General features: G+C 64.2%; 19 protein-coding genes. 8 read left to right on the top strand and 11 right to left on the bottom strand.

All coding sequences use genetic code 11. The features are described 5' to 3' along the window. Positions 1 to 134 precede the first annotated feature (134 nt). Both NKJ04_RS07570 and NKJ04_RS07565 read right to left on the bottom strand, forming a co-directional pair. The gene (locus tag NKJ04_RS07570) at positions 135 to 845 is read right to left on the bottom strand and encodes an outer membrane protein (RefSeq protein WP_023814333.1); all 711 of its coding nucleotides are present in this window, start codon (positions 843 to 845) and stop codon (positions 135 to 137) included. 302 nt (positions 846 to 1,147) lie between these two features. Next, positions 1,148 to 2,290, bottom strand: a complete 1,143-nt coding sequence (locus tag NKJ04_RS07565) for a helix-turn-helix transcriptional regulator (protein ID WP_352674168.1) — start codon at positions 2,288 to 2,290, stop codon at positions 1,148 to 1,150. Between the two features lie 232 nt (positions 2,291 to 2,522). Between NKJ04_RS07565 and NKJ04_RS07560 the strand changes: the two genes are divergently transcribed. Continuing rightward, positions 2,523 to 3,485, top strand: a complete 963-nt coding sequence (locus NKJ04_RS07560) for an AraC family transcriptional regulator (protein ID WP_352441803.1) — start codon at positions 2,523 to 2,525, stop codon at positions 3,483 to 3,485. Between the two features lie 75 nt (positions 3,486 to 3,560). Here NKJ04_RS07560 and NKJ04_RS07555 read toward each other — a convergent pair whose 3' ends face one another. Further along, positions 3,561 to 4,073 (bottom strand): hypothetical protein, encoded by a 513-nt coding sequence (locus NKJ04_RS07555; protein WP_352554566.1) that lies wholly within the window; start codon positions 4,071 to 4,073, stop codon positions 3,561 to 3,563. 445 nt (positions 4,074 to 4,518) lie between these two features. Here NKJ04_RS07555 and NKJ04_RS07550 point away from each other — a divergent pair, with 445 nt between their 5' ends. Further along, positions 4,519 to 4,998, top strand: a complete 480-nt coding sequence (locus NKJ04_RS07550) for an autotransporter outer membrane beta-barrel domain-containing protein (RefSeq protein ID WP_352554567.1) — start codon at positions 4,519 to 4,521, stop codon at positions 4,996 to 4,998. Between the two features lie 111 nt (positions 4,999 to 5,109). On the opposite strand, the gene NKJ04_RS07545 is transcribed toward NKJ04_RS07550, so the two are convergent. The 7 genes from NKJ04_RS07545 to NKJ04_RS07515 form a co-directional block, all read right to left on the bottom strand. Further along, entirely contained in the window at positions 5,110 to 5,991 is an 882-nt protein-coding gene (locus NKJ04_RS07545; RefSeq protein WP_352554568.1) for an EamA family transporter, read from the bottom strand. 215 nt (positions 5,992 to 6,206) lie between these two features. After that, positions 6,207 to 7,289: a sensor histidine kinase gene (locus tag NKJ04_RS07540; RefSeq protein ID WP_352674166.1), complete on the bottom strand. Its 1,083-nt coding sequence runs from the start codon at positions 7,287 to 7,289 to the stop codon at positions 6,207 to 6,209. Between the two features lie 166 nt (positions 7,290 to 7,455). Then, positions 7,456 to 8,946, bottom strand: coding sequence for an efflux transporter outer membrane subunit (locus NKJ04_RS07535; protein WP_352674164.1), 1,491 nt, complete (start codon positions 8,944 to 8,946; stop codon positions 7,456 to 7,458). 12 nt (positions 8,947 to 8,958) lie between these two features. After that, positions 8,959 to 12,102, bottom strand: a complete 3,144-nt coding sequence (locus tag NKJ04_RS07530) for an efflux RND transporter permease subunit (protein WP_128305726.1) — start codon at positions 12,100 to 12,102, stop codon at positions 8,959 to 8,961. 3 nt (positions 12,103 to 12,105) lie between these two features. Continuing rightward, complete coding sequence (locus tag NKJ04_RS07525) at positions 12,106 to 13,377, bottom strand: efflux RND transporter periplasmic adaptor subunit (RefSeq protein WP_502897891.1); 1,272 nt, start codon at positions 13,375 to 13,377, stop codon at positions 12,106 to 12,108. 242 nt (positions 13,378 to 13,619) lie between these two features. Beyond that, a complete protein-coding gene (locus NKJ04_RS07520; protein ID WP_352674162.1) occupies positions 13,620 to 13,868 on the bottom strand; it encodes a hypothetical protein in 249 nt (82 codons plus the stop codon). 140 nt (positions 13,869 to 14,008) lie between these two features. Continuing rightward, positions 14,009 to 14,728, bottom strand: coding sequence for a hypothetical protein (locus NKJ04_RS07515; protein WP_352674161.1), 720 nt, complete (start codon positions 14,726 to 14,728; stop codon positions 14,009 to 14,011). Between the two features lie 212 nt (positions 14,729 to 14,940). Here NKJ04_RS07515 and NKJ04_RS07510 point away from each other — a divergent pair, with 212 nt between their 5' ends. The 6 genes from NKJ04_RS07510 to NKJ04_RS07485 all read left to right on the top strand — a co-directional run bounded on the left by NKJ04_RS07510 (position 14,941) and on the right by NKJ04_RS07485 (position 22,568). Next, the gene (locus NKJ04_RS07510; RefSeq protein ID WP_352674160.1) at positions 14,941 to 15,669 is read left to right on the top strand and encodes a response regulator; all 729 of its coding nucleotides are present in this window, start codon (positions 14,941 to 14,943) and stop codon (positions 15,667 to 15,669) included. Beyond that, on the top strand, positions 15,666 to 16,907 hold the full coding sequence (locus NKJ04_RS07505; protein WP_352674159.1) for an ATP-binding protein: 1,242 nt from the start codon (positions 15,666 to 15,668) through the stop codon (positions 16,905 to 16,907). The genes NKJ04_RS07510 and NKJ04_RS07505 overlap by 4 nt, the downstream gene beginning before the upstream one ends. A gap of 558 nt (positions 16,908 to 17,465) precedes the next feature. Continuing rightward, entirely contained in the window at positions 17,466 to 18,632 is a 1,167-nt protein-coding gene (locus tag NKJ04_RS07500) for an acyltransferase family protein (protein WP_352674157.1), read from the top strand. After that, on the top strand, positions 18,629 to 19,735 hold the full coding sequence (locus tag NKJ04_RS07495) for a glycosyltransferase family 2 protein (protein WP_352554576.1): 1,107 nt from the start codon (positions 18,629 to 18,631) through the stop codon (positions 19,733 to 19,735). The genes NKJ04_RS07500 and NKJ04_RS07495 overlap by 4 nt, the downstream gene beginning before the upstream one ends. A gap of 4 nt (positions 19,736 to 19,739) precedes the next feature. Next, complete coding sequence (locus tag NKJ04_RS07490; RefSeq protein ID WP_352674155.1) at positions 19,740 to 20,774, top strand: glycosyltransferase family 2 protein; 1,035 nt, start codon at positions 19,740 to 19,742, stop codon at positions 20,772 to 20,774. Positions 20,775 to 20,783: 9 nt separating this feature from the next. Continuing rightward, positions 20,784 to 22,568 carry an ABC transporter ATP-binding protein gene (locus NKJ04_RS07485; protein WP_352674154.1) on the top strand — a complete coding sequence of 595 codons (1,785 nt, stop codon included), beginning with the start codon at positions 20,784 to 20,786 and terminating at the stop codon, positions 22,566 to 22,568. 281 nt (positions 22,569 to 22,849) lie between these two features. On the opposite strand, the gene NKJ04_RS07480 is transcribed toward NKJ04_RS07485, so the two are convergent. Beyond that, positions 22,850 to 24,316: a coiled-coil domain-containing protein gene (locus tag NKJ04_RS07480; RefSeq protein WP_352674153.1), complete on the bottom strand. Its 1,467-nt coding sequence runs from the start codon at positions 24,314 to 24,316 to the stop codon at positions 22,850 to 22,852. Positions 24,317 to 24,530: the final 214 nt, after the last annotated feature.

Here is a 24,530-nt window from a genome sequence, read left to right as displayed (position 1 = left end):
CGAGGGAGATGTCGCCAGAGGCAACAGAGGGGGTCGCCGCGTGTAGAGCGCCGACCCCGTCTGCGGCAGCAGGCCGAGCCCCGCCGCCCCTGGCCTGCCGGCCATCTCCCGAGGGAGATTTGTAGCACCAGCAATCAGAACTTGTAGCTGAGCCCGACCCGGATATCCTGCGTCTGGAGGTCGACATGGGTTTCCGTGGGCAGGCCGGCGGCTACCGAGAGGTCCTGGCTGCCGAAATCCGAGTAGCGATATTCGGCTCGAGCGATCCACTTGTCGGTGAAGGCGTGCTCGATGCCGGCGCCAACGGTCCAGCCGACATGGCTGTCGCTGTGGAGCGTTACTTCGGCGGCAGGGCCACCGGCGCTGACCGCAATAAGCTCATACTTGGCCGCGGCGACGCCGGCAGTGATGTAGGGCAAGGTCCGATCGAAAGCATAGCCGGCCCGCAGCCGCGCCGACCCCGACCATTTGAGTTCGCTCTTGAGCAAGGTGGTGACACCGCCGCCGCCGGCGTCGAGGGCCGTCAGCCCATCTATATTGCTGTACACAATGTCGGCCTCGGCGCCGATCACGAAGCTGTTCTCCATCTGGTAATTGGCGCCTATATGGACACCGCCGATAAATCCGTTCGGATCGGTGGAGACATTGAGATCGGTGGCCCCGCCCAGTCCGCCGCCGGCGATGAACAGATTGGATTTTCCGGCCGCGTAGCCGATGTCGACGCCGGCATAGAGTCCGGACCAGTCGTAGCCGGATGCAACAGGCGAAACCTCATTGATATCAGCCGCACACGCCATACCGAGCGGCGCGAGAATCAAGGCCGTTGCGAGAAGAAGAGTTTTCATTGTTGTCTACCGCCCCAAGAATGTTGTGGTCCCCGCCGCGAATGCCTCGCGGAGATCCGGTGTTGTCGCCGCCCCGATGTCGCATTGTCCGTCGGACGTGTCTTGGGCTGGGCCGCACGCGAATTGTCCTGAAATGCAATGCCACGCTTTTTCGGCCGGTGTGGCCATTCAGCCTCAGTCGAATGACACCAGCTGGCACTGCCCAGCGCGGAGCCTGACGGCAACCATTCCCGCTACGGCTGGCGCGCGTTCATCGAGGTGCGCGTCGACGAGGATGTTGGGTCCCCGGCGATCGGCGCCCTTCACTGAGCTGCCAGCGGCGTGCCTATGTCCGAAACGAGTTTGACGAGATCGGCTTGGCGTCTCGTACCGGTTTTGGCGAAGATGCGGTTGAGGTGGGTCTTCAAAGTGTTTTCGCCGACACCGAGCGCCAGCGCGCTCTTCGACGCGGACAATCCGCTGCCGATGCGCAGCAGGACCCGCGCCTCCGCGGGCGTAAGGTCGAACAGAGTGGCGAGAACGGCTTCCGGGAGTGGAGAAGAAGACGTCGTGGTCGAAATGAAGACGGCGGCACATGCGGGCCGGAAAGCAGCGCGTGCGGTTCCTTCGGTCAACGGCAATATATAGGCGACGGCGGGGGGCTGACCTGGGGCCGAAATGGGCAGGCCTATACCGCGGGAGCCAAGCGAGGCATCCGCGCTCGCGGCACTGGCGATTGCATCCAGCAGGGCGCGGGCCACCGCCGAATTCTGCACCTGGAGCAGACCGTTCCTGGAAAAAATGGGCCCTTGCAGCGAAAACATCCGTTCGGCAGCCCCATTCGCATGGAGGATTGCTCCGTTGGCGCCGGTAAGCACGACAGGCACGGCGAGATGATCGAGCGCCTGGCGGTAAAGGTCGGCGGTAACGCGAGCCTGATCGAGCAGATCTCCAATCAGCGACGCACGGCGCAGGTGCGGCGAGAGCAATGCCAGGAAGCGCTGTTCTTCAGCTGATATGATTCCCCTGTCGGCCCGCGTAGTGCAGCCCATGAGCCCGATCCGGTCCGGCGTATGGACGAATTTGGTGATGCAGGCTTCGCGCAATCCCTGCGGTTTGGCCCAATTCTGGAAAAATGGCGTCTGCTGGAGTTCGGCTTCGCTCATATGCGACAGCGTCGCAACGGGTGTGTCGATGTCGCCGACAACCGCGGCCTTCAGTCCGGGAATTGCGTCAAAGTCATAGTCCTCCTGGAGCACGCGCATTTGCACGGGATCCCAGGGCGATTGGGCCGCGAAGCGGCCATGATTGCCGGCAGTGCTGGCAAGCGCGACGGTGGTATAGGCTGCGTCTACAGCCTCCGTGATCCGGATCATTACCCCGGCCCAGCCTTCCGGATTCAAAACGCAATCGTAGATATCGCCGATGATCGACGAAAGGACTTCGCTGCTCAGTCTCTCCACCACGCCCCCAGTTTCCTGACGTGCCCACCTCCCCGGATGGCGGGCCGCCGTTCGTTGTAAAAGAGGCAATCTCACCTCGGAGGATTTGCCGCGTCATACTTTCGGGTGACGCCATGCGTGATCATGCTGGATTATATATCTAATTCGATCAGTTGAACGCCAAACGATCAATGTTCCAGATCAGGAAACATTTCGTTTCGATATTCTCTGAAGCTGTGGGTATCGGGGTGTTCCATTGTCACGAAAGACGGTGTTTTCATCGGCTCAACTGCCGTCGCATCTCAATGATCGCGATCGATTTTCCCTCTGGCAAGACATCCATGTCGCGCAGATATGGTCGGTCGAATACGGCATGTCGGACAACCTGCCTTTCGAAGCTGCGATCGAAGCCACAGCTGTCGGATCACTGGTTCTTGGCCAGATGTCCGGAACGATCAAGCATGCGACGAGGAACGCGAGCAATATCGCCGATGACGGCAACGGCGGTTATCTCCTGCTGATCAACAAATCCGACACACTGTTGACCGGCGTCCAGGCCGGCCGCGACTATGATGTCGGGCAGGGAGAAGCGGTGCTGGTCACAGCATCGGAAGCGCTGAAAATGGCCGGCGCCGACAGCAATGTGTGGACAAACGTGGTGGTCCCGCGCAGCGTCCTCGCACGGGCCTTCCCGCAGATCGACGACAGGCTGGCGTTGAAGATCGGCGCCGAGAACGAAGCTCTCGATCTTCTCAAGCGTTATTGCCAACTTCTTGAAACCGGCCGCCCTCTCATCTCGCCCGATCTGATTGCGCACGCGACGGAAACGATCGTCGATCTGATCGGCCTGGTGACAGGCGCCAAGGGTGAGGTTGCCGAACTGGCCGGCTTGCGCGGTCTGCGGGCAGCCAGGTTGCAAGCGGTCCTGGTGAAGATCGCGGACAATTTCGCCAAGCCCGGCATCTCGGCGCAAGGCGTCGCACAGGAACTCGGCCTGTCGGCGCGCTATGTTCACAATCTTTTGCAGAAGTCGGGTATCAGCTTCTCCGAGCGCGTTCTCGAACTGCGCCTGCAGACGGCCCACAAAATGCTTTCGCAGAGACAGAATGGCGAGATGCGCGTCAGCGAAATTGCCATGACCAGTGGCTTCAGCGATGTGTCGTACTTCAATCGCTGCTTTCGCCGCCGCTTCGGCTACACGCCGACGAGCGCCAGATAGAATCCGGATACCCGGAAACCTACACACGACTCGATTCCGATTACCTCTCCGTCAAAAGCCGAGATCCCGCGGCGATCAATGGCGCCTCCGAATGCGATGGCCGATCGACGGCTTCAGCGAAACGGGCGGATCTGCGGCGCTGACCAGCGCGAATTCAACCACCGACGCCACCTTCATCACGCTCAGCCTGCGTGCTTCCACCGATTTGGGCCTCGGCGAATCAAGGCGACGGCGCGCGGCATGCTCGGCTGACGCCATGCCTTCGGTGATGTCACGCCGACCTCGACGTTCGCTTTTGCCGGCGGCGATCTCTTCACCATCGCCGGCGAATGTCCTGCCAAGCGCGAAGCGCGCGCGATGATCCAGATGCGACGGCAAATCCGCCGATGAGAAGACGTTCTTTTGCAAGGAACGACCGGGCTTTTCCACGATCGCAGTCTTCATTTCGACACGCACCGTATTGGACCAGATCACGGTCTGTCCAGAGCCGGAAATACTTGTGCGCCAGGTGACAACTTCAGTGCCGTCCTGGACAAGGGTTGACTTAAGTTTTTTAAATTTGGCCGGTTGATTCCAGAAATAAAACACCGCCCTCGCAACTGAACCACTCCCGTACGACGTTCAGCGATTCGAAATCGAAATTTGAGAAGCTCACAGTGACGTCTGCACGATAGCGTTGCTAGTTATTCCTCGAAGAAGAGTTTGGAATGGAACGTTTTGTATTTGGTATCTTTCTCAGGTACTCAGTTGACATAACTCCAAGCATCACATTAGAGATTTCTATCAGGCAAGTCAGCCCCGGACTGATCCGGGGTCGCATGAATTGGCTGCGAGGGGCAAATCATGGGGCGTGTTCAAGATTCCGCCGGTCTTAGGCCTTCGGACCTAAGCCAGACCCCCTCGAATTCAGCCCGACAGAGCAACCTGCGTTCACAGGCGAGCCAGCTTGCGCTGCGATCCGCCATCGGGATTGCTGCGGCCGCGGGCGTGAGTCTGCTGGCGTCCGGCCAAGCCTGGGCGGATTGTCTCGTCGGTGCCGTCACTGTCCAATGCGACACGACCTCCACCACCGACACGACATTTCCCGCTGACGCACCCAACGACCGCAACTATCAGAACTTGTCGCCCACGCGTCCATACCGATGGCTTCACCGAAGACGGTGGCGATGCGGCACTGACCAGCGCCGGCTCGAACGATGATGCGACCTTCACCACGCTGGGCCTGCGCGGTTCGACCGATTTCGCGCTCGGCGGCATGAACGCCACGGCGCGCGGCATGCTCGGCTGGCGCCACGCGTTCGGCGACGTCACGCCGACCTCCAGCTTCGCCTTCGCCGGCGGCGATCACTTCACCATCGCCGGCGTGCCGATCGCCAGGGACAGCGCCATCGTCGAGGCTGGGCTCGACTTCAACATGTCGGCCAACGCGACGCTAGGCCTGTCCTATTCCGGCCAATTCGGCGGCGGCACGGTCGATCAGGGCGCCAAGGTCGATCTCGCCGTGAAGTTCTGAACAGCAACGAAGCGCGCCGGCCGGACAAAGGCAACGCCCGAACGGCGGTCGGCGACGGGACCGGCTTTACGGCACGATCCCGCATATCCCTCCACCCTACTCCGCCCCACCCTACTCCGGCGACGGCACTGGCGGCCGTGATGTCAGCGCCGTGCCGAAGGCGGCGACAACGACGGCTGCGATCCCGGCCAGTTGCGTTACGGTCAGGCTTTCATGCAGGAACAGGAAGCCGGCCAGTGCGCCCAGCCCCGGCTCCAGGCAGGTCAGCGTGCCGTAGATGCGCGCCGGCATGCGGGTCAGCGCCACCATCTCCAGGAAGAATGGCAACGCGCTGGAAAACAGGCCGACCAGCAGCGCGCTGACCAGGATCGACGGCGCCAGCAGCGCGGTTCCCGCCTGTGCCACACCGAAGGGCAGCACCAGCACGGCGGCGATGGCCATGCCGTAGGCGGTGGTGCGAGTGCCAAGCTCCGCGCCGGCCTTCTGGGCCAGCACGATGTAGAGCGCCCAAAACCCGCCGGCCGCCAGCGCCAGCATCACCCCGATCGGATCAAGCGGCGCGAGGGAATGAACGAAGGGCGACAACAGCAGGATGCCGGCCACCGCCAGCGCGATCCAGGCAAAGTCGCTGGCGCGCCGCGAGCTCAAGGTCGCCACCAGAAGCGGGCCGGTAAACTCCAGCGCCACCGCGATGCCGAGTGGGATCCTGGCCAACGCTGCGTAGAACAGGAGGTTGAGCGCGGCGAGCGTCACCCCATAGGCGACCAGCCACGGCATGGTGGCACGCGAGGGCCGCATCTGCCAGGGCCGCAGCACCGCGATCAGCATCAGCGCACCGATGACCAGCCTGAGCGTCGTCGTGCCTTGCGCGCCGATCTGCGGGAACAGGCCCTTGGCGAAGGTGGCGCCGATCTGGATCGACACCATGGCGCCCATCAGTGCCGCGACCGGTAAGGGCGCCGCTTCGCGACTGGCAATCGGGGTCGATGTCACGTGATCCCATCCTCCATACCGCCTGGTCCAAACCCGACCGGCGGCATGGAGATAGGGCGAACCGGCCGACCTGTCGTGAGGCAGCCGCAACTGGCTGCTGGGGCAAGGACTGCAGGCACGCTATGAGCCTCCCGGGCCGCGAAGCGTTCATTGCCGCGGCGGACAAGGAATAGCTGGAGATGATCCTGTAGGTGTGAGAGCGCAACGACAACGCTTTAGGCGGTGGCAGCCGAGCGCTTGAAGACGATGGTGACCCGCGTACCCTCGGCAGCGCTCGACTTCACGTCGAACTCCGCCCTGGCATTCTCGGTTAGCGAGCGGGCGATCAGCGCGCCGAGCTTGCCGCTCTTGGGCCAGGTCTCGCCGTCCGGCAGGCCGATGCCGTCATCGGCGATCACGATGCGGCAGCCATCACCGTCGACGATGCTGTGCAGCGTGATCGTGCCGCCGTCTCGCCCCTGGAAGGCATGTTTGAGCGCATTGGTCAAAAGTTCGTTCACCACCAGTCCGGTCGGCATGGCGACATTGATCGACACCGGATAGGTGTCGACCTTCATGTCGAGGCGGATGCCCTCGACCGCATGCGAGTTCATCACCGCCGACGCGATCTGGCTGAGATAGACGCCGAGATCGACCTCATCCTTGCCATCGTCCCCCGACAGCGTCTGGTACAGGATCGCCAGCGCGTCGACGCGCCCTGCCAGCCTCTCGAAACGCTTCTGGTCCGGCTCGGCCGCGTTTCGCGTCTCCATCCGGATCAGTGCGGTGATCATCTGCAGATTGTTCTTCACCCGGTGCTGCAGTTCGCGCAGCAGCGTGTCCTTCTCGCGGATGCGCTCATCGATCGATCGCGCATCTTCGGTTTCGCCATGGGCAGAGACGTCGACCAGCGCCACCAGCCGGAAGCAGGCCTTGCCATTGTCGTCCTCGATGACATTGGAATAGACGTCGACGATCGCCGGTTGGTCTTCTGTCCGCTCCAGCCGGAACGTACCGATGAAATCGGTGTCCTCGACCACGGCCTCGAACAGCGGCCGGCCCTTCTGCTTGTGCAGGCCGGTGCCGGAAAGCGCCGCCCAGTGTTGCCGAGCGAGCGTCGCCGCCTTGAGGCCGGACAGTTTCTCGAATTCCGGATTGGCATAGACGACACGCTCCTTCGCACCGAGGTCCGAGACGGCAATGGCGATCGGCACCTGGTCGAGGAACTTCTTGAACTGTTCGCTTTCCAGCGCGCTGGCAAGGTCCGGCGTTTCGAGCAGCTGCCCGACCGCTTCGGCCTTCTGTGTATCGGATGTCATCTGCGGCGCCTGTGCTGTGTAATGACCATCAATAACAGCGATACGATCACGCCGCCATCGCCAAAGCACGAGGCGGCATTTCACGCGCCGCCACGAGCGGTGTGTCGCACAATCTCGAAATCCGCGTAGCCGCCTCGAAATACTTGACCGAGGCCTTGGAAACCGCTCAGGCCGCCGGCTTCGACGCCAGCCGTGGACCGGTTTTGACGTCGACGACCTCAGGCTTGGTACTGTCGACCGCACCGTCCCAGCCGCCGCCGAGCGCCTTGTTGAGGGCGATGTAGTTGGTCGCCAGCAGGACGCGGCTTTGCAGCAGCGAGTCCTCGGCCGAGTAGAGAGAGCGCTGGGCGTCGAGCACATCGAGAAGGCTGGTCTCGCCGGCCTTGTAGAGCGTGCCTTCGAGACTTGCCGCCTCGCCATAGGACTTCGCCGACGAGGCGAGCTTGCCGATCCGGATGCGCTCCTGCGACAACAGCACCAGCGCGTTCTCGACATCCTCGAGCGCCGTCAGCACCGAAGACCGGTATGCGATGAAATATTGATCGCGCTGCGCCTTGGCGACGTCGACGGCGGCCTGCAATTGACCGGCATTGAACACCGGCACGCTGAGCGTCGGCCCGAACGACCAGCCGATCGACGAATTCTTGCCGAGATCGCCAAGCTTCAGCGCCGCCGTGCTGATGTCTCCCGTCAGGCTGACCGTGGGATAGCGGGCGGCCTCTGCCTGGCCGACCTTGGCGGTGTATTGCGCATATTGGCGCTCCGCCATGCGCAAATCGGGCCGCGACAGCAGGAGGTCGGCGGGAATTCCGGTGGGCATCGGCAGGCGTGGTGCAGGGATTGGGGCGACCCGCTTCAGCCGCTCGTTGAGCGAGGCAGGCGGCCGGCCGGCCAGCACCGCGAGACGATGCACGGCCTGGGCATAGCTTGCCTCCAGCGTCGGCACCGCGGCTTCGGTGCTCGCTGCCTGCCCCATCGCCTTGGCGACATCGGCGGCGGTCGCCGTGCCCGCCTGAGCCATGGTGCGGGTAAGTTCGGCGGTCTGCCTTTGCGACGCGGCCGAACGGCGGGCGAGCGCGATGCGGGCCTGGTAGCCGCGCGCCTGGGCATAATAGGAAGCGACATCGCCGACCAGGGTGAGAAGCGTCGAGCGCAGTTCCTCCTGTGAGGCGTCCAGCCCGTAACGCGCGGCCTCGACGCCCCTGCGGTTGGCGCCGAACAGGTCGAGTTCCCAGCTGGCGTCAAAGCCGGCCTGATACTCGCTGTAGGTGGCATCAGAGCCTGACGTGGCTTCTGACGACTTGTTGCGGGAGACCGAGCCGGAGCCGTCGGCCGACGGCAGCAATGTGCCGGCACTCTGGCGATAGCTGGCGCGCGCCTCGCGGATCCTGGCCTTGGCGGTGGCGACATCGAGATTACCGGCAACCGCTTCCTCGACAAGCGTGTTCAACTCGGGATCGCGCAGCCGCTGCCACCATTTCGACAGTTGCGCCGGCAGGGCAGGCTTTGTCGGCTTCTGGCCGCTCCAGCTTGCAGGCATCGCCAATATCGGCGTCTGATAATCCGGACCGACGACGCATCCCGCGAGCAGGACAGCGGTAAGCATAGGCGCAAGGAGCCGCCTCGCGGCCACCGAGCCACGTTCCAAGCCTGTCATGTGAAGTTTTCCTTATTGCTGGTTGGCCGTCACCGGCGTCTCGCCCGTATCTGGTTTGGCCGCCCTGCCCTTGAAGATGCGTCGCACCGTGACGAACAATAGCGGCACCAGGAACACGCCGATGACCGTCGCCGCGATCATGCCGCCCATCACGCCGATGCCGACCGAGTTCTGCGCGCCCGAGCCCGCGCCGCTGGCAATCGCCAGCGGCAGCACGCCGAGGATAAAGGCCAGCGACGTCATCAGGATCGGCCGCAGCCGCTGTCGCGCCGCCTCCAGCGTCGCCTCGACCAGCCCCATCCCGGCGGTCTGCCGCTCGATGGCGAACTCGACGATGAGGATGGCGTTCTTGGCGGCTAGACCGATCGTGGTCAGCAGGCCGACTTTGAAATAGACGTCGTTGGACTGGCCGAACAGGCTTGCCGCCAGCAGCGCGCCGAAGATGCCGATCGGCACCGACAGCATGACCGCGAACGGGATCGACCAGCTCTCATAAAGTGCTGCCAGGCACAGGAACACCACAAGTGCCGAGATCGCATAGAGCGACAGCGCCTGGTTGCCGGAAAGCTTCTCCTGGTGCGACAGCCCTGTCCATTCGTGGGAATAGCCGGCGGGCAGTTGCGCGACAAGCTTGTCGATCTCGTCCATGGCGGCACCCGAGCTGACGCCCGTGGCCGCCGCTCCCTGGATCTCGACCGCCGCCGAACCATTGTAGCGCTCCAGCCTGGGCGAACCGAATGTCCAATGGCTGGAGGCAAAGGCCGAGAACGGCACCATCGCGCCGCTGGCATTGCGGACCTGCCATTTGTCCAAATCTTCCGGCTGCATGCGGAAGTTCGGGTCCGACTGCAGATAGACTGGTTTCACCCGCCCGCGATCGATGAAGTCGTTGACGTAGTCGCTGCCCCAGGCGGTCGAAAGCGTGTTGTTGATGTCGGCCAAGCTGACGCCCAGCGCGCTGGCTTTTTCCTGGTCGATGTCGACCGAGAATTGCGGCTGGTCTTCCTGCCCGTTGGGCCTTGTGTTGGCGAGCAGCTTGCTCTGCCCGGCCAGGGCCAGAAGCTGGTTGCGCGTCTGGATCAGCGCGTCATGGCCGGCGCCGTTGACGTCCTGCAGGTAGAAGTCGAAGCCGTTGGTGTTGCCGAAGCCCTGGATGGCCGGAGGCGCGAGCGCGAAGACCTGCGCATCCCTGATCTTCGAAAACGCGCCCATTGCCCGGCCGGCGATTGCCTGTGCGGCCGAGGCCGGCGATTTGCGCAGGTCGAAATCCTTCAGCCGCACGAAAGCGATGCCGACATTCTGCCCTGCGCCGCCGAAGCCGAAGCCGGAGGCGGTGAACACCCCGTCGACGACGTCCTTCTCCTGGTTGAGATAATGGTTGGTCACCTCTGCCAGCACGCGCTCCGTGCGATCCTGCGTCGCGCCGACCGGCAGCTGCACGCTGGTGATCAGGATGCCCTGGTCCTCTTCCGGCAGGAACGAACTCGGCAGCCGGGCAAACATCCAGCCCACGGCAACGACGATGGCCAGGAACACGACGAGGAAACGCCAGGACCGGTTGATGATGCCGTGCGAGCCGTCGCGATAGGCAAGCGTGCCGCGATCGAAGACCCGGTTGAACCAGCCGAACGGACCGGTCTGCGTCGCATGGTCCTTGGGCGGCCGCAGGATCGTGGCGCAAAGTGCGGGAGTCAGCACCAGTGCGACCAGCACGGACAGCACCATCGCCGAGACGATGGTCACCGAGAATTGCCGGTAGATGATGCCGGTCGAACCGCCGAAGAAAGCCATCGGCACGAACACGGCCGAAAGCACGGTGGCGATGCCGATCAGCGCGCCGGTGATTTCGTGCATCGACTTGCGCGTCGCCTCTTTCGGCGGCAGGCCCTCTTCCTGCATCACGCGTTCGACATTCTCGACCACGACGATGGCGTCGTCGACCAGCAGGCCGATCGCCAGCACCATGGCGAACATGGTCAGCGTGTTGACGGAATAGCCGAACAGCGACAGCACGCCGAACGTGCCGAGCAGCACCACCGGCACGGCAATCGTCGGGATGATGGTGGCGCGCAAATTCTGCAGGAAAATGAACATCACCAGGAACACCAGCACGATCGCTTCGGCCAGCGTCTTGACCACCTCCTCGATCGACAGCCGCACGAAAGGCGAAGTGTCGTAGGGATAGACGACCTCGACGCCTTGCGGGAAGGTCGAGCTCAGCCGGGCGATCGTCGAGCGCACCGCCTCGGCCGTGTTGATGGCATTGGCGCCGGTCGCCAAATTGACGGCGACGCCCGCCGCCGGCTTGCCGTTGTAATTGGCCTGCGTCGTATAGCTTTCGGCGCCGAGTTCGACGGTGGCGACGTCGTTGAGGCGTACCAGCGAGCCGTCCGTCTGGCTCTTCAGGATGATGTTGCGGAACTGTTCGGCGGTCTGCAGCCGGCTCTTGGCCGTCACGGTGGCATTGAGCTGCTGGCCCTTGCGCGCCGGCAGGCCGCCGAGCTGGCCGGCCGAAACCTGCGTGTTCTGCGCCTCGATCGCCGAGGCCACGTCGCTCGGCATCAAGGCGTATTTGGCGAGCTTATCGGGGTCGAGCCAGATGCGCATGGCATAGCCGGAGCCGAACAGCTGCGTCGAGCCGACACCCTCGACGCGCTTCAGCGTGTCGTTGACGGTGGCATCGACATAGTCGGCGAGATCGGTCGAGTTCATCTTGCCGTCGGTCGACACGAAGCCGATGACCATCAGGAAGCCGGTCGAGGATTTGGAGACGGTGATGCCGTTGCTCTGCACCACCTGCGGCAGCTGCGACTGCACCAGCTGAAGCTTGTTCTGCGTCTGCACCTGGGCGGTATCGGGATCGGCTGATGTGGTGAAGGTCAGCGTGATCGAGGCCGAACCGGTCGAGGTCGACGTCGCCGTCATGTAGTCGAGATTGTCGATGCCGGTCATGCCCTGCTCGATGACCTTGGTCACCGAGTTCTCGACGGTCTGCGCGTCGGCGCCCGGATAGGTGGCGCTGATATTGACCGTGGTCGGCGCGATCTGCGGATATTGCGAGATCGGCAGCGAGGTGAGCGCCAGAAGCCCGCCCAGCATGATCACGATGGCGATCACCCAGGCGAAGATCGGCCGGTTGATGAAGAATACGGACATCGCTCAGTTCCCGGCCGCGGCGGCAGGCGCCGGTTTCGCCGCATTGGACGCGGCCGGCGCGGCGGAAGTGCCCTGACCGCGGTCCTTGACCTCGCCTGTCGTCTCGTCGATCGTCACTTCGACGCCCGTCGCGTCGCCGCCGGGGCGCACCAGCTGCATGCCCTCGACGATGACGCGGTCGCCGTCGCCGACACCCGAATCCACCAGCCAGTTGTTACCGACGCTGTTGCGCACTGCGAGCACGCGCGTCTCGACCTTGCCCTGCGCATTGATGACCATGGCGGTGGCCTCGCCCTTGGTGTTGCGGCTGACGGCGCGCTGCGGCACCAGGAAACTATTCTGCGCGACGCCCTCCTCGACCAGCGCCCGCACATACATGCCGGGCAAAAGCAGGCGGTCTGGATTGGGGAATTCGGCCCTGAGCGCGAAGGTGCCGGTGGTCTGGTCGACATTGGCGCCGGCGAATTCCAGCTTGCCGGTCTGTGTGTAGATGGTGCCGTTCTCGAGCTTCAGCTTGACGCTGACATTGGGGCCGCTGAACTTCAGCCGCCCTTCCGAGATCGCCTGGCGCAGGTTGAGCAGGTTGGTGCTCGACTGTGTGACGTCGACATTGATCGGATCGAGGGCACGGATGGTGGTCAGCACAGTGTCCTGGTTGGCGGTCACCAGCGCACCCGGCGTCAGCGTGGACTTGTCGATGCGGCCGGCGATCGGCGCGGTGATCGAGGTCCGGTCGAGGCTGATGCGCGCCGTCTCGGCACTGGCCTTGGCCGAGGCGACATCGGCTTGCGCCTGCGCCAGCGTGGCGGCGGCATCGTCATAATCCTGTTTGGAAACAACGTTCTGCTTCAACAGACCGGCATAACGGTCGAACTTGGCCTGTGCGGTGGGCACCGCCGCTTGCGCCTTCTGCTGTGCGGCGACCGCGCTGTCATACGACGCTTTGTAGCTCGCCGGATCGATGAGGTAGAGCGGCTGTCCAGCCGCCACCTCGCTGCCCTCCTTGAACAGGCGCTGCTGGATGATGCCGTTCACTTGCGGGCGCACCTCGGCAACCAGCGAGGCCGCCGTGCGTCCCGACAGCTCGGCGGTGATCGCCACCGATTGCGGATGCAAGGTGACGACACCGACTTCCGGTTTGCCGGGCGCGCCCATGCCGGCGGGGGCGCTGCCCTCCTGCGAGCAGGCCGCCAGCAGAAGAGTGGCGGCGAACATCGCGGCCCAGGGCGCCAGACGGCGCGCCGAAAAACGAGGCTGGCTAGACTTGGAAATCATGGCCTGGATCTTTCCCTGGAGTTGCGTACGCGCTGGCAATGGACCGCTTGGTCGAGGGCATGCCGATCCATATGATGATAGGCCGCACCCGTCGGCGGGCGGCGACGAGCAATGCTTCGAAGCGGCTCATGTCGCGCTCCTTCTCGTCGGCCGGAGCTGCTCGAAGGTCGAGTAGCTGGCCGCGATGCCCACCAACATCATTATGCCGATCAGCGAGGACATGCCAAGCGCCTTGCCGGAGTTCACGCGATCTTGCGGTCATGATGTCCATGGTTGTCGAGCGACTGCGAGAGCGGAAGCGACAGTCGCCAGGCGGCGAAGCGCAGGCGGATCGCGCCCTTCAGCGTGTCGGCCGGCAGAGCCAGTGGCAGGCCGCGTCCGGACAGCGGAAGACCGCGTCCGGACAGCGGAAGACCGCGTCCGGCATGGTCGAGTGACAATCTCGGGCTGGCGGACGCGAGCAGCCGCAGCAGTATCATGGCTTCCCACATTGTCGTGCTTCCGTTTGATTTGAACTGGGCATGATTTGAAAAACAGGGATGGCGAAGATACGCCCGCCATCCCTGAAAGAGACCGGCCGGCCCGAGAACGGGTTGGGTACCGGGCCGGCCGGCGCAGCCGGTCAGAGTTCTCAGCCGTTCCCGGGCTGGGGCGGCGGACTGCCATCGTTGGGCAGACCTCGGGGGCCGGCTGCATCATCCGGCGGACCGCCCCAGGGACCGGGGGGTGGTCCGTGGGGACGTTCCGCCGAAGCGAGGATTTCGAGCTGTTCGGGCGTCAGCTTGGCGCGCAGTGCCGCGATCGCGTCTTTCAGCTTGCCGGCCGAAACCGCGCGGGCCGTGACGTCGTCGGCCAGTTTTTCCTGGAAGGCGAAGGGATCGCGCTTGCCGTCAGGGCTGGCTGAGTCGGAGCCCTTCGCTTCAGGACCGCCGGAGCTATCAGGACCACCGGGCCGCCCATGATCGGGCCGTGGCGGCGCCAGCACGGCCTGCAGCGCGCTGGTGTAGTCGCGCCAGGCGTCGAGCTGTTCGGAGCGGATGCCGACGCGGGTCTCGAGCGCGGCCAGCCGGGCGGCCAGCATGAATTCCGGCGGCGGACCCATGCGGCGGGGGCCAAAGCCTTCCGGGCCAAAACCTCGCGGGCCAAACCCCTGCGGACCATGCCGCATCGGCCCGTGCGGGCCGGGTCCGGCCATCGGGCCATGGTCGGGTCCATCCTGCATTGCCGCACTCTGCTGGGCCATGACCGGTGGCGGCTCGCCGGGGGCGGCACCCGGATCGCGCTGTGCCGCCAGCACGGGGTGAATTGCGGCGACGGAAAACAGGCCGAGCGCAAGAAGTCTGCTTCGCATGACGGTGTTCCTTTCTCTCATGCTTCGGACAAATGAGAGGATAGGAAGCGTGTTTGTCCGCTTCGCGTCGGCGTATTGCCGAAGGTTTCCGCAAGAGGGCAATTTGTAACTGAATGTTTCCCACGGCCTGCCGGAAACATTCAGTTGCAATTTTTCCGTGCCGCTTGGACGCGGCTCTCCCTATAATCGCGGCCACAGGCAAGGGTACGGTCATGCAGTCACAACCCCATATCCTCGTCGTCGACGACGACCGCGAGATCAGGACGCTTCTCCAGCGCTATCTCGACAGCCAGGGCTTTCGTGTCACAGCTGCGGCGGACCGGCGCGAATGCGAGCAGAGGCTGGGCGCGGGCCAGTTCGACCTGATCGTGCTCGACGTCATGCTGCCGGACGGCTCGGGGCTCGATATCTGCCGGGCCTTGCGTGACCGCAAGCCGCATATCCCGGTCATCCTGCTGACGGCGCTGAAAGAAGATGTCGACCGCATCATCGGCCTGGAACTCGGCGCCGACGACTATCTCGGCAAGCCGTTCAACCCGCGTGAGCTCATTGCCCGCATCCGTGCCGTGCTCAGGCGCTCGGCTCCCGAGGAGGCGCCCGCCTCCGCGCGCGCGCGTACCTACCGCTTCGCCGGCTACAGGCTGGAGCCGGACACCCGCAAGGTGACGGATGCACAAGGCGTGGCCGTCGACCTTACGGGCGCCGAGTTCGACCTCTTGCAGGTGTTTCTCGACCGCCCCGGCCGGCTTTTATCGCGCGACCAGCTTCTCGACCTGACGCAAGGCCGCGAGCGCGACCCGCTCGAGCGTTCGGTCGATGTGCTGGTGAGCCGGCTGCGCCGGAAATTTTCCGACACCGGCGACGGGCCGCTGTTCAAGACCGTGCGTAATGGCGGCTACCAACTCACCGCGCGCGTCGAGACCGTGGAGAGCCACGCGTGAATTCGCTGCGCCGCCGTCTCATCCTGCTGCTGGTCGCCTCGATCGTCGGCGTCGTCGGCCTGGCGACGGCCGCCGTCATCAGCGTGCGCGGCGGCGGACCGCCGCCGGAACTGACCGTGCCCTGGATTGCCCAACAGATGGAACTGGTGGTGCGGCTTTTGCCGGGGCCGATCCCCGACGTCCTGCGGGTGCAATTCGCCGACCATCCGGCGGGCGGCAAGGTGGCTCGTGCGGAAACGGCGATGCTCAACGACATCCTGCACCGCCGTGGCCTCGACTTTCCGGCGGTCGTCAACGAGAAGACGGACGAACCCGGCCAGATCGCATCGATGCACCTGCCTGACCGCCGCTGGGCGATCATGGAGGTGCCGCATCTCAAGCCGCCAAGGCGCGAATGGCTGGTCTTGGCCGGCTGGATCTCGCTGATCGTCGCCGGCGCCACGGCGGTGTCGGTCTATTTCACCTCGGTGCTGATCCGCCCGCTCGAGATGCTGGAGGCCGCCGTCTCCAAGATCGGATCGGACGGCGTGCTGGCGGCGGTGCCGGAAGTGGGCTCGGCCGAGGTCAAGGCCACCGCGCATGCGCTGAACCAGCTCTCGTCGCGGCTGCGGACCGCCATGGAAAGCCGAATGCGGCTGGTCGCCGCCGCCGGCCATGATCTGCGAACGCCGATGACGCGCATGCGGCTGCGCGCCGAATTCCTCGACGACGAACGCGACAAATGGCTTCACGACCTCGACGAACTCGACCGCATCGCCGATAGCGCCATCCGCCTGGTGCGCGAAGAAGTGAACCAGGACGCCGTCGAACCGGTCGACCTGGCAAAGACGGTGCGCGATATCGAAGCCGAGATGGTATCGCTCGGCCATGCCGTCTCGATCGGGCACCTGGACAAGGTTTGCGTGCGGGCCGGCGCGCTTGGCCTGCGCCGCGCCTTGCGCAACCTGATCGTCAACGCCGCCACCCATGGCAAGGCGTGCCGCATCGACCTGGCCACAGCCGACAATCGCGCCGTGCTGACCATATCTGACCATGGCCCGGGCATACCCACGGAACTCCTGAACAAGGCGTTCGAGCCCTTCTTCCGCGTCGACCCCGGCCGCCTGCAATCCGTCCCCGGAGCCGGTCTTGGCCTCGCCATCGCCAAGGAAATCATCGAGCGCTACGGCGGCATCGTGACGCTGCAAAACCGCCGGGGCGGCGGGCTGGAACAGACGGTGGTGTTCGAGGCCGTGTGAGGGGCGTTACGTGCGAGTTCCCGTTGGGCGGAATGCCTGCCTCGGGAGCAGTGAGCCTTGCGGCAAAAAGACGGCGACGATGCTGCACCGCGCAAAGCCAATGGTTCCAGCCCATTTCTCGGCGCAACCAGAGCCAATCCACTCGGCAAAAAAATACAGACTCCGAAATTTCGCCTGGTTTAACAAATGATTAGGCCTATCTTATTGCGTCAGCCTACGACGACCTTCCCAATCAGCCGAAGCAGGAATCTTTAGCGCTTGCTCACATAAGTATTTCATCCCGGTAGATTTTTTGTGTTGCGCCGCACAATAGGGTGGCCGAACCATTCCTTTGGGGTTCGTTTGCGACTGGACATACGCTGTGGAGGATTCCGGCACGTTGACCAACTTGTGCTGTTCGTCCGTCGATTTCGAGCCCGGCCCGATCGGACTCGCCGCGATCGGACCCGCAAAGCGAAGGTTTGACGGTGCCGGTGCCCTGGCGGATCTCGTCCGCCTGGTGCCCGAAACGACCGGCTGGCGGATACGTCGCGGACATCAATGCCGCGGAAGCCGCTGATGGGAAGCGCCCGTGACATCCAACTTGATGCGTTGAGAGCCATCGCCGTAACGATGGTGTTGTATTCCCATTTCTTCGCGGAGGGACCTTCGTTCTGGGGCCATATCGGCGTGCGGCTGTTTTTCGTGCTGAGCGGCTTCCTGATCACGCGCCTGCTCCTGGAGGCGCGTTCGGCCACCGAATTCGAAACCGGCCCCGCGCTGCGATCCTTCTACATCAGGCGGATGTTGCGGATATTCCCGCCCTATTTTGCCGTCCTGGGTTTCGTCTGGCTGGTTGACCTGGATCAATCCAGAGGATCGCTGGTCTGGCATGCGCTTTATCTGTCGAACTTCTGGTATGCGCAGCACAATAACTGGAACCCTTGGGTGCTGGGCCATTTCTGGAGCCTGAGCATCGAGGAGCAGTTCTATCTTGCCTGGCCGCTGGTCGTCCTGCTGGCCCCACGCCGCCGCTTCGAGGCCATCTGCATCGCCGTCATCGCACTGTCGCTGGCCTATCGCTTCTATTGGCCGATCACTGCCACGCCGGCGCTGGCGCGCGACCTGCTGCCGCCGGCATCCTTGGACGCGCTGGCTTCGGGCGCGCTGCTTGCCTGCTGGCATTTTAGGGGCGCCGGCATGCCGCACTGGATGCGGCTGGGCTGGCCTGCCTTCGCCGCCGCATTCCTGGCGATTGAGTGGTTAGTCCCAGAGCCCGCCGATCCGACATTGGAATGGGCCCGCTGGGTGCTGCGAGAAGTCCTGCCCCTGGTGCCACTGATGGTCATCGTAGCCGCCTGTTCGCGCGGCCTTGGCGGCATCCTGGGCAGGCTTGCCGAACTGCCGCCGCTGCTTGGCCTCGGCCGCATCAGCTACGGCGTCTATCTCTATCATCCGATATTGCTGTCGCTCGCCGTCAAGGCGCAGCCCTGGATTCCGCTCAACGTCTCTGAGCAAGGGCCAGGGCGATTCCTGGTCGCGGGCGCCGCCACGATTGTCGCGGCCTGGATTTCCTGGGTGGTTTTCGAGAGGCCGCTCAACAGCCTCAAGCGCCACTTTCCCTATGTCGCGCGCACCCGCCCCGCACAGGGCAGCCATGGCGGCTGGCTCGCGACGGCGGCCGTCGGACCGCCGGATGACCGCACACCGGCGCTCGAACTCCAGCGCACGGATACAAGACGATGACCGCCGCGCCGCTCGTCTCCGTCCTGTTGCCGGTCTACAATGCCGGCCCCTATCTCGCCGCCGCGCTGGGAAGCATCCTGCGGCAGGATTACGGCCGCCTGGAGATCATCGCGATCGATGACGGTTCGACCGACAATTCGCTCGAGATACTCGAGCGCTGCCAAAAGGCCGACAGCCGCATTTCGATCGTCTCGCGTGAAAACCGCGGCCTTGTCGCGACGCTCAACGAAGGGCTGGCGCTCGCCCGGGGCGAACTGGTCGCGCGGATGGACGCCGACGACGTCGCCTATCCCTGGCGTTTGTCGCGCCAGGTGGCGCTGTTCGAGCGGCGGCCCGAACTGGGCTTCTGCGGCGCCGGCGTCGACATGTTGATCCGCGGCCGCATCGCCATCGGCAGGCCGGATCCGGTGTTCCAGTTCGGCCGCATCCCTGTATTGGCGATGTTCTTCACGATCTTCATGCACCCGACGGTCGTCTACAACAGGAAGGTCATCGACGACGGCGTTCTCCACTACGACCAGACCTACAGGCACGCCGAGGACTTCGATCTTTTCAGGCGGCTGGCCAGCCGCTACCCGGCAGCCATGATGCCCGAAAACCTGGTCGTCTACCGCGTCCATGAGGCAAGCGTGACCAGCCGGCACGTCAAGGAGATGCGCAGGACGCATTTGCGCATCGTGGCCGAGAACCTCGAGCGCGAGGGCCTGGCGCAGGCCACGCGGGACCTGCGCGACATCGGCGATGCGGTCAGCCACGACACGGTCGCCCGTGCGGCCAGCTTCATCGTCGCGCTGGAGGAGGAAATCCGCTCGCTGCCGGCGGCGACGCGGCCGAGCTTCGAGGCTGGCGCGCTGAACCTGTTCTATTTCCTTTACCAGCTGGTGGCCGACGAAAAGCAGCCCGCGCTGACGCATGAATTGCTGACGCGGACCGCGAAATGGAATGCCATCCGGCGCCGCGAGCAATATGCGCTGCGGCCCGGCGCCTGGGCGCCCTGGCTCAGCCTTGCCTCGCTGTCGGCCGCCAGACAAGCCGATGCCATGGCATACTTCTTCAAATCCGCGCCCGCCGCGGCGGTTCTGGCGTCTCATCGGTTGAGTTAGGGGCATGATCGTCAAAGCCAACCAACCTCTGCAGCGCGATCGTTCGACGGCGCTTGGCCCTGCCCCGGCCGGTCCCCGCCCGGAACGAGCGGCGCCGGAAGTCAGCTTCATCATCTGCACGCGCAATCGCGTCGCCGTGCTCGATGCCTGTATCAAGTCGGTGCAAGCCGCGTGCCGCGCACATGCCGGCTTCGCCGCCGAACTCGTGGTCGTCGACAACGGTTCGAGCGACCGCACGGCCGAACGCCTGGCCAGCATCGCCGCTGCGTCGGACATTCCGTTCACGCCGGTCTGCGAGCCGCGCCCCGGACTGGCGGCCGCGCGCAACGCCGGGCTGCGGCGCGCGCGCGGCCGTGTGCTGGTCTTCGTCGACGATGACTGCGCGGTCCATCGCGATTACCTGCGCGATCTGGAGCGACACTATGCGTCCGGGGAACAATGGCTCATCCGGGGCGGACGTGTCGAGCTTGGCGATGCCAGGGATTTGCCGTTCACCATCAAGCGGTCGTGGGCGCGCGAGCGGCTGACGCCAGATGTCCATCCAGGCGGTTTCGTGCTGGGCTGCAACATGACGATGCACCGCGACGTCGCGGCCCGCATCGGCTATTTCGACGAACGCTTCGGCGCCGGCGGACCATTGCGGTCGGCCGAGGATACCGATTATCTCGTGCGCGCGATGCTGCTCGGCATCGCAGTCGAGTATGTGCCTGATATGACGATATTCCATCATCATGGCCGGCGGGATCGCAAAGCCATCGAAAAGCTGCACCGCGACTACAGCCTGGGCAATGGCGGGCTCTGCCTCAAGCATGTTCGCCACGCGCCCTGGCTGCTTCGCCATTTCTACTGGGCCGCAAGAGGGGCTATCCGGGAATTGGCGGGAGGCCCCGCCTTCGATCGTGAACTCAACCTGCCGCACTGGCCGATCGTCGCCATGAATTTGCTCGGCGCGGCCAGGTTCGCGGTTCTCCTGCTGGCCAGACGGCCGCGGGCCGAGCCGGCGCGGCAAGATCAACAAGCCAATGCCCAGGCGAGGTGAAACGCAATAATGCCGATGCTGCCGCCAAACCTGCCGATGCTGTTCCGGGCGTTCGGAAAGCGGCAACTGCGCCTGCTTCCGGCGGTGGTGGTACTCGGCCTGCTCAGCGCCGTCCTCGAAGGGTTCGGCATCGGCCTGATCATCCCGTTGCTGGGCATCATCATGGGACACGGGGATGCGGCCGGAATGGGCGGCTTCTCCGCTGTCCTCCAGCATGTCGGATCGGGCTTGAGCGAGCGCGACCGGCTGATCGTCATTTCGGTCGCCATCCTCGGCTCGATCATCCTGAAGAACGTCTTCGCCTTCGCCAACACGCTGCTGACGACCTTCATCTCCGGCAAGGCAAGCCATTCCATCCGTGGCGCCCTGTCGGAGCAGCTGTTGCGGGTCGGCTACCCATTCTTCCTGCGGCAAAGCCCCGGACGCCTGCTCAACATCATCTCCAACGAGTCCTGGCGGGCCTCCGATGCGATCCAGATCATGCTGTCGGCCATCGTCAGCGCATCGGCCGCCATCATCCTGTTGGCTTTCCTGTTGCTGCTTTCGTGGCGCATGACGCTTCTGGTCACGCTCGGACTGGCGCTCGTCCAGATCGCGCACGCTATCCTCTCTGCCAATCTGAAGGAGCCCAGCCGCAGCGTCGCTTCGCGCAACGGCCACCTCGCCTCGCAGATGCTTCACCTTGTGCATGCCGGACGGCTGATCCGCATCTTCGGACAGGAGAACCGGGAAAAGGCGATATTCGACACGGCGTCGGATGCGGTTCGCCGCGCCTCCTTCGCGCTGCTCGTGCGCCAGGGAGCGCTGCCGCCGCTGACGGAGGTTCTCCACGCCATGCTGTTCCTGGCGGTGGTGATCGGCGCCTGGCTGGCGCAGGTGAGTTTCCCGCTGATCATCGCCTTCGTCATCCTGCTCTACAGGCTGCAGCCGCATATGCGGGCCCTGCAGGGGTCGTGGAGCCAGCTGCAGGGCCTGAGCGGATCGCTCGAAGAGGTGACATGGCTGCTGGATCCCGCCGGCAAGCCGCAACCGCCGCAAGGCGACGAGCCGTTCCACGGCCTGCGCCAGGGCATCAAGTTCGACGATGTGACATTCACCTATTCCGGTACGGACCGGCGCGAGGTCGTGCTGCATGCGGCGACATTCGAGATCCGCGGCGGCCGCTCGACGGCGCTGATCGGCCGCTCGGGCGCCGGCAAAACGACGATCGTCAATCTCCTGTGCCGCTTCGTCGAACCGGACACCGGCAGCATCCTCGTCGATGGATCGCCGCTCGACGGGATCGACGCCAGCCAGTGGCGACGGCACATCGCCCTCGCCAGTCAGGAACTGGAACTGGTCGATGGCAGCATTTTTGAAAACATAACCTACGGGCAGGATACGGCGACAGCCGGCGACGCCGAGGCCGCCGCAAGACTGGCCGAAGCGCACGAGTTCATCGAAAGGCTGCCTCAGGGCTACGAGACGCTGGTCGGCTACAGGGGCCTCAATCTGTCGGCGGGACAGAGGCAGCGGATCGCCTTGGCGAGAGCCCTGGTCCGCGATCCCGATCTCCTCATCCTGGACGAAGCCACCAATGCGGTGGACGGGCTGTCGGAAGCGGCCATCGTCGAGACCCTGAAGTCGAGAGCCGGCCGCCGCACGACCATCGTCATCAGCCACCACCACAGCACCATCTCGTTCTGCGACGACGTGGTCATCCTGAGCGGCGGCCGCGTGAAAAAGCAGGCCCCTTTCGGCGCCCTGGCCTCGCTCAGCATGGACGAGCTTTATCAGCACGAGCCGCTCGACTGAGGAGGCACCGGGCCGGCCGCGATCGTTTCCCGGGCGTGTTTGCAGCCTCCGGCCGGCGGGTCGTCGCAAAGGTTCGAATCAGAAGCTTGGGGAAGTGCCGCTGGCACCTTCCGTGATCGCACCAATGCCGTGCGGGACCGAGGCGCGCTACCTTGCCTGTGCGGCGGACCTGTCGATCCGCCTGGCCGGTGCCCCATTGGGCTTACTCTCCGGGTGAGGTGCCGGCCTCCCATGCACAAAAGACCTGAAGCGGGTCACCTGAAGCCCTTCAGCGCCACACTTCAGCTAACGGCGCCAACATTCCTGCGCATGCGCCGCCTGCCCGTCGTCCGTGCTTTCTTCGCCATCGCCCCGGCTATCTCGACCACGCCGTCCTCGCGCGGCCTGCCATTGGTGGCCTTGTGGAGCCGCTCGTAGGGCAGCAGTTCCTTGATGCGGGCATTGAGCGATGCGATTTCAGCTTTGAGGTCCTCGCATTCCTGCCTCTGCACGTCGAACTGTATCTGTTCGGACGCCTGTTGCAGCGTCAGCTGAGAAAGGTTGGCGTTCACCTTGGAAAGACTCATCTTGTCGCTTTCGCTCTCCTGGGTCAGCGCGGACAATCTTTCATCGGCGATCTTCTTTTCGGCCAAGGCATCGTTCAGTTCGCTCTTGAGCCTGGCGATCTCGCCTGCGGCTTCGCTGTTTTCGGTCGAGGTTTGCTCCAGCCGCGATTGCAGGTTCTGTATCTCCGAGCTCAACCCGCGCATTTCCGCCTGGCTGCGAGCCAGCTCGGCTTCCTTGTCGCCTTCCATCATGCGTGCTGCTTCGTTCGTTTCCGACAGCTTCGCCTGTGCGGCCTCGAGCGACTTCTGGAGCCGCATCTCCTCTTTCTCGCTCTTGCCGAGCGCGGCCAGCAGCTCCGCCAGCCGCGCTGCTTCGCTGGCATGGATCGTCGAGAGCTCGTCGAGCCTGTGGCGCGCCTGCGATTCCCGCTTCAGCGCCTTGTCGAGTTCGATCGAGAGGTTGACGTGCTTTTCGCGCAGCATCTTGCTTTCGCGCAAGCGCCTGTTGGCCTCGACCGTCCTGGCGGTCAGCCGCTTGGCGATGTCGCCGAACTCCGCTTCACGTTTGGCGCTCGCATTGGCTGTCTCCACCAGTTCCAGCCTTACCGCGGCAAGTGCCGCACGAAGCGTCTCCCGGTCCTGAACCAGGCTTGTCTCGCGCTGCTGCAGCGCTTCGAAAGCGCCGTCACGCTCGCGCAATTTTCTCGTCGCATCGTGCAGCTTCTCCGACAGCGCCCTCTGTTCGGCGGCCAGAGCGGCATTGGCAACCTCCAGCTCGTTGGCGCGCAGGATGTCGCTGTGCAGGATGTTGAGGAATTCACGCGTCAGATGGTGTGAGGTGCCGATCTCCGACAGCTTGTCGTTGATCTCCTCCAGATAGTCCCTGGCGTCATGGAAGAGACCCTCGAAGGCGCTCAATGCAGCCAGCCGGGTCTGTGTATGGGCCGTCAGTCGTGGCGCGGTTTCGGAACTGTCCGCATCGCCCGCGGCGTCGGCCTTGCTGGCGTTGTCGTCATTTGCCGCGTCGGCCTGGGGTGGCCCGTCATCGGGTGCCGCCTGGGCATCCGGCACATCGTCGCTCTCCGACGGCACCAGATCGTCGGCGTCGAGACTTGCATCCAGCGCGTCCGCCAAATCGATCTGCAGGTCCTGGATCGCTTTATCCACGTCTTCAGCACGCTTGATCAGGCCTCTGAAGTTCATCACCAAACTCCCCTTACGCATACCTCGCTTAGAACTTAACAAATTGCTAATATATCCTTACATCCGCTGCTTGCGCAGGGGAAGCCCCGTCGGCACAAAGGTAAATTTGGGACATTTGGGGGTTGAAATAGCCCGAACAACCAATGCCGCAGCCGAAAAGAGCCGGATCCTCTGACAGTGTGGAGGTCTGAAGGACGGCAAGACCGCGGCCGCT

Source organism: Mesorhizobium sp. M0618 (assembly GCF_040320765.1).
GTDB lineage: Bacteria > Pseudomonadota > Alphaproteobacteria > Rhizobiales > Rhizobiaceae > Mesorhizobium.
Note: the sequence above shows the minus strand (reverse complement) of the source record. Positions and strands in the feature narration are given on the sequence as shown.

Coding starts and splice junctions, on each gene's coding strand:
- NKJ04_RS07495 (WP_352554576.1), top strand. CDS start 18,629: ATGACCGCCGCGCCGCTCGTCTCCGTCCTGTTGCCGGTCTACAATGCC.
- NKJ04_RS07530 (WP_128305726.1), bottom strand. CDS start 12,102: ATGTCCGTATTCTTCATCAACCGGCCGATCTTCGCCTGGGTGATCGCC.
- NKJ04_RS07520 (WP_352674162.1), bottom strand. CDS start 13,868: ATGTGGGAAGCCATGATACTGCTGCGGCTGCTCGCGTCCGCCAGCCCG.
- NKJ04_RS07540 (WP_352674166.1), bottom strand. CDS start 7,289: ATGACATCCGATACACAGAAGGCCGAAGCGGTCGGGCAGCTGCTCGAA.
- NKJ04_RS07515 (WP_352674161.1), bottom strand. CDS start 14,728: ATGCGAAGCAGACTTCTTGCGCTCGGCCTGTTTTCCGTCGCCGCAATT.
- NKJ04_RS07510 (WP_352674160.1), top strand. CDS start 14,941: ATGCAGTCACAACCCCATATCCTCGTCGTCGACGACGACCGCGAGATC.
- NKJ04_RS07490 (WP_352674155.1), top strand. CDS start 19,740: ATGATCGTCAAAGCCAACCAACCTCTGCAGCGCGATCGTTCGACGGCG.
- NKJ04_RS07480 (WP_352674153.1), bottom strand. CDS start 24,316: ATGAACTTCAGAGGCCTGATCAAGCGTGCTGAAGACGTGGATAAAGCG.
- NKJ04_RS07500 (WP_352674157.1), top strand. CDS start 17,466: ATGGGAAGCGCCCGTGACATCCAACTTGATGCGTTGAGAGCCATCGCC.
- NKJ04_RS07570 (WP_023814333.1), bottom strand. CDS start 845: ATGAAAACTCTTCTTCTCGCAACGGCCTTGATTCTCGCGCCGCTCGGT.
- NKJ04_RS07535 (WP_352674164.1), bottom strand. CDS start 8,946: ATGACAGGCTTGGAACGTGGCTCGGTGGCCGCGAGGCGGCTCCTTGCG.
- NKJ04_RS07485 (WP_352674154.1), top strand. CDS start 20,784: ATGCCGATGCTGCCGCCAAACCTGCCGATGCTGTTCCGGGCGTTCGGA.
- NKJ04_RS07525 (WP_502897891.1), bottom strand. CDS start 13,377: ATGATTTCCAAGTCTAGCCAGCCTCGTTTTTCGGCGCGCCGTCTGGCG.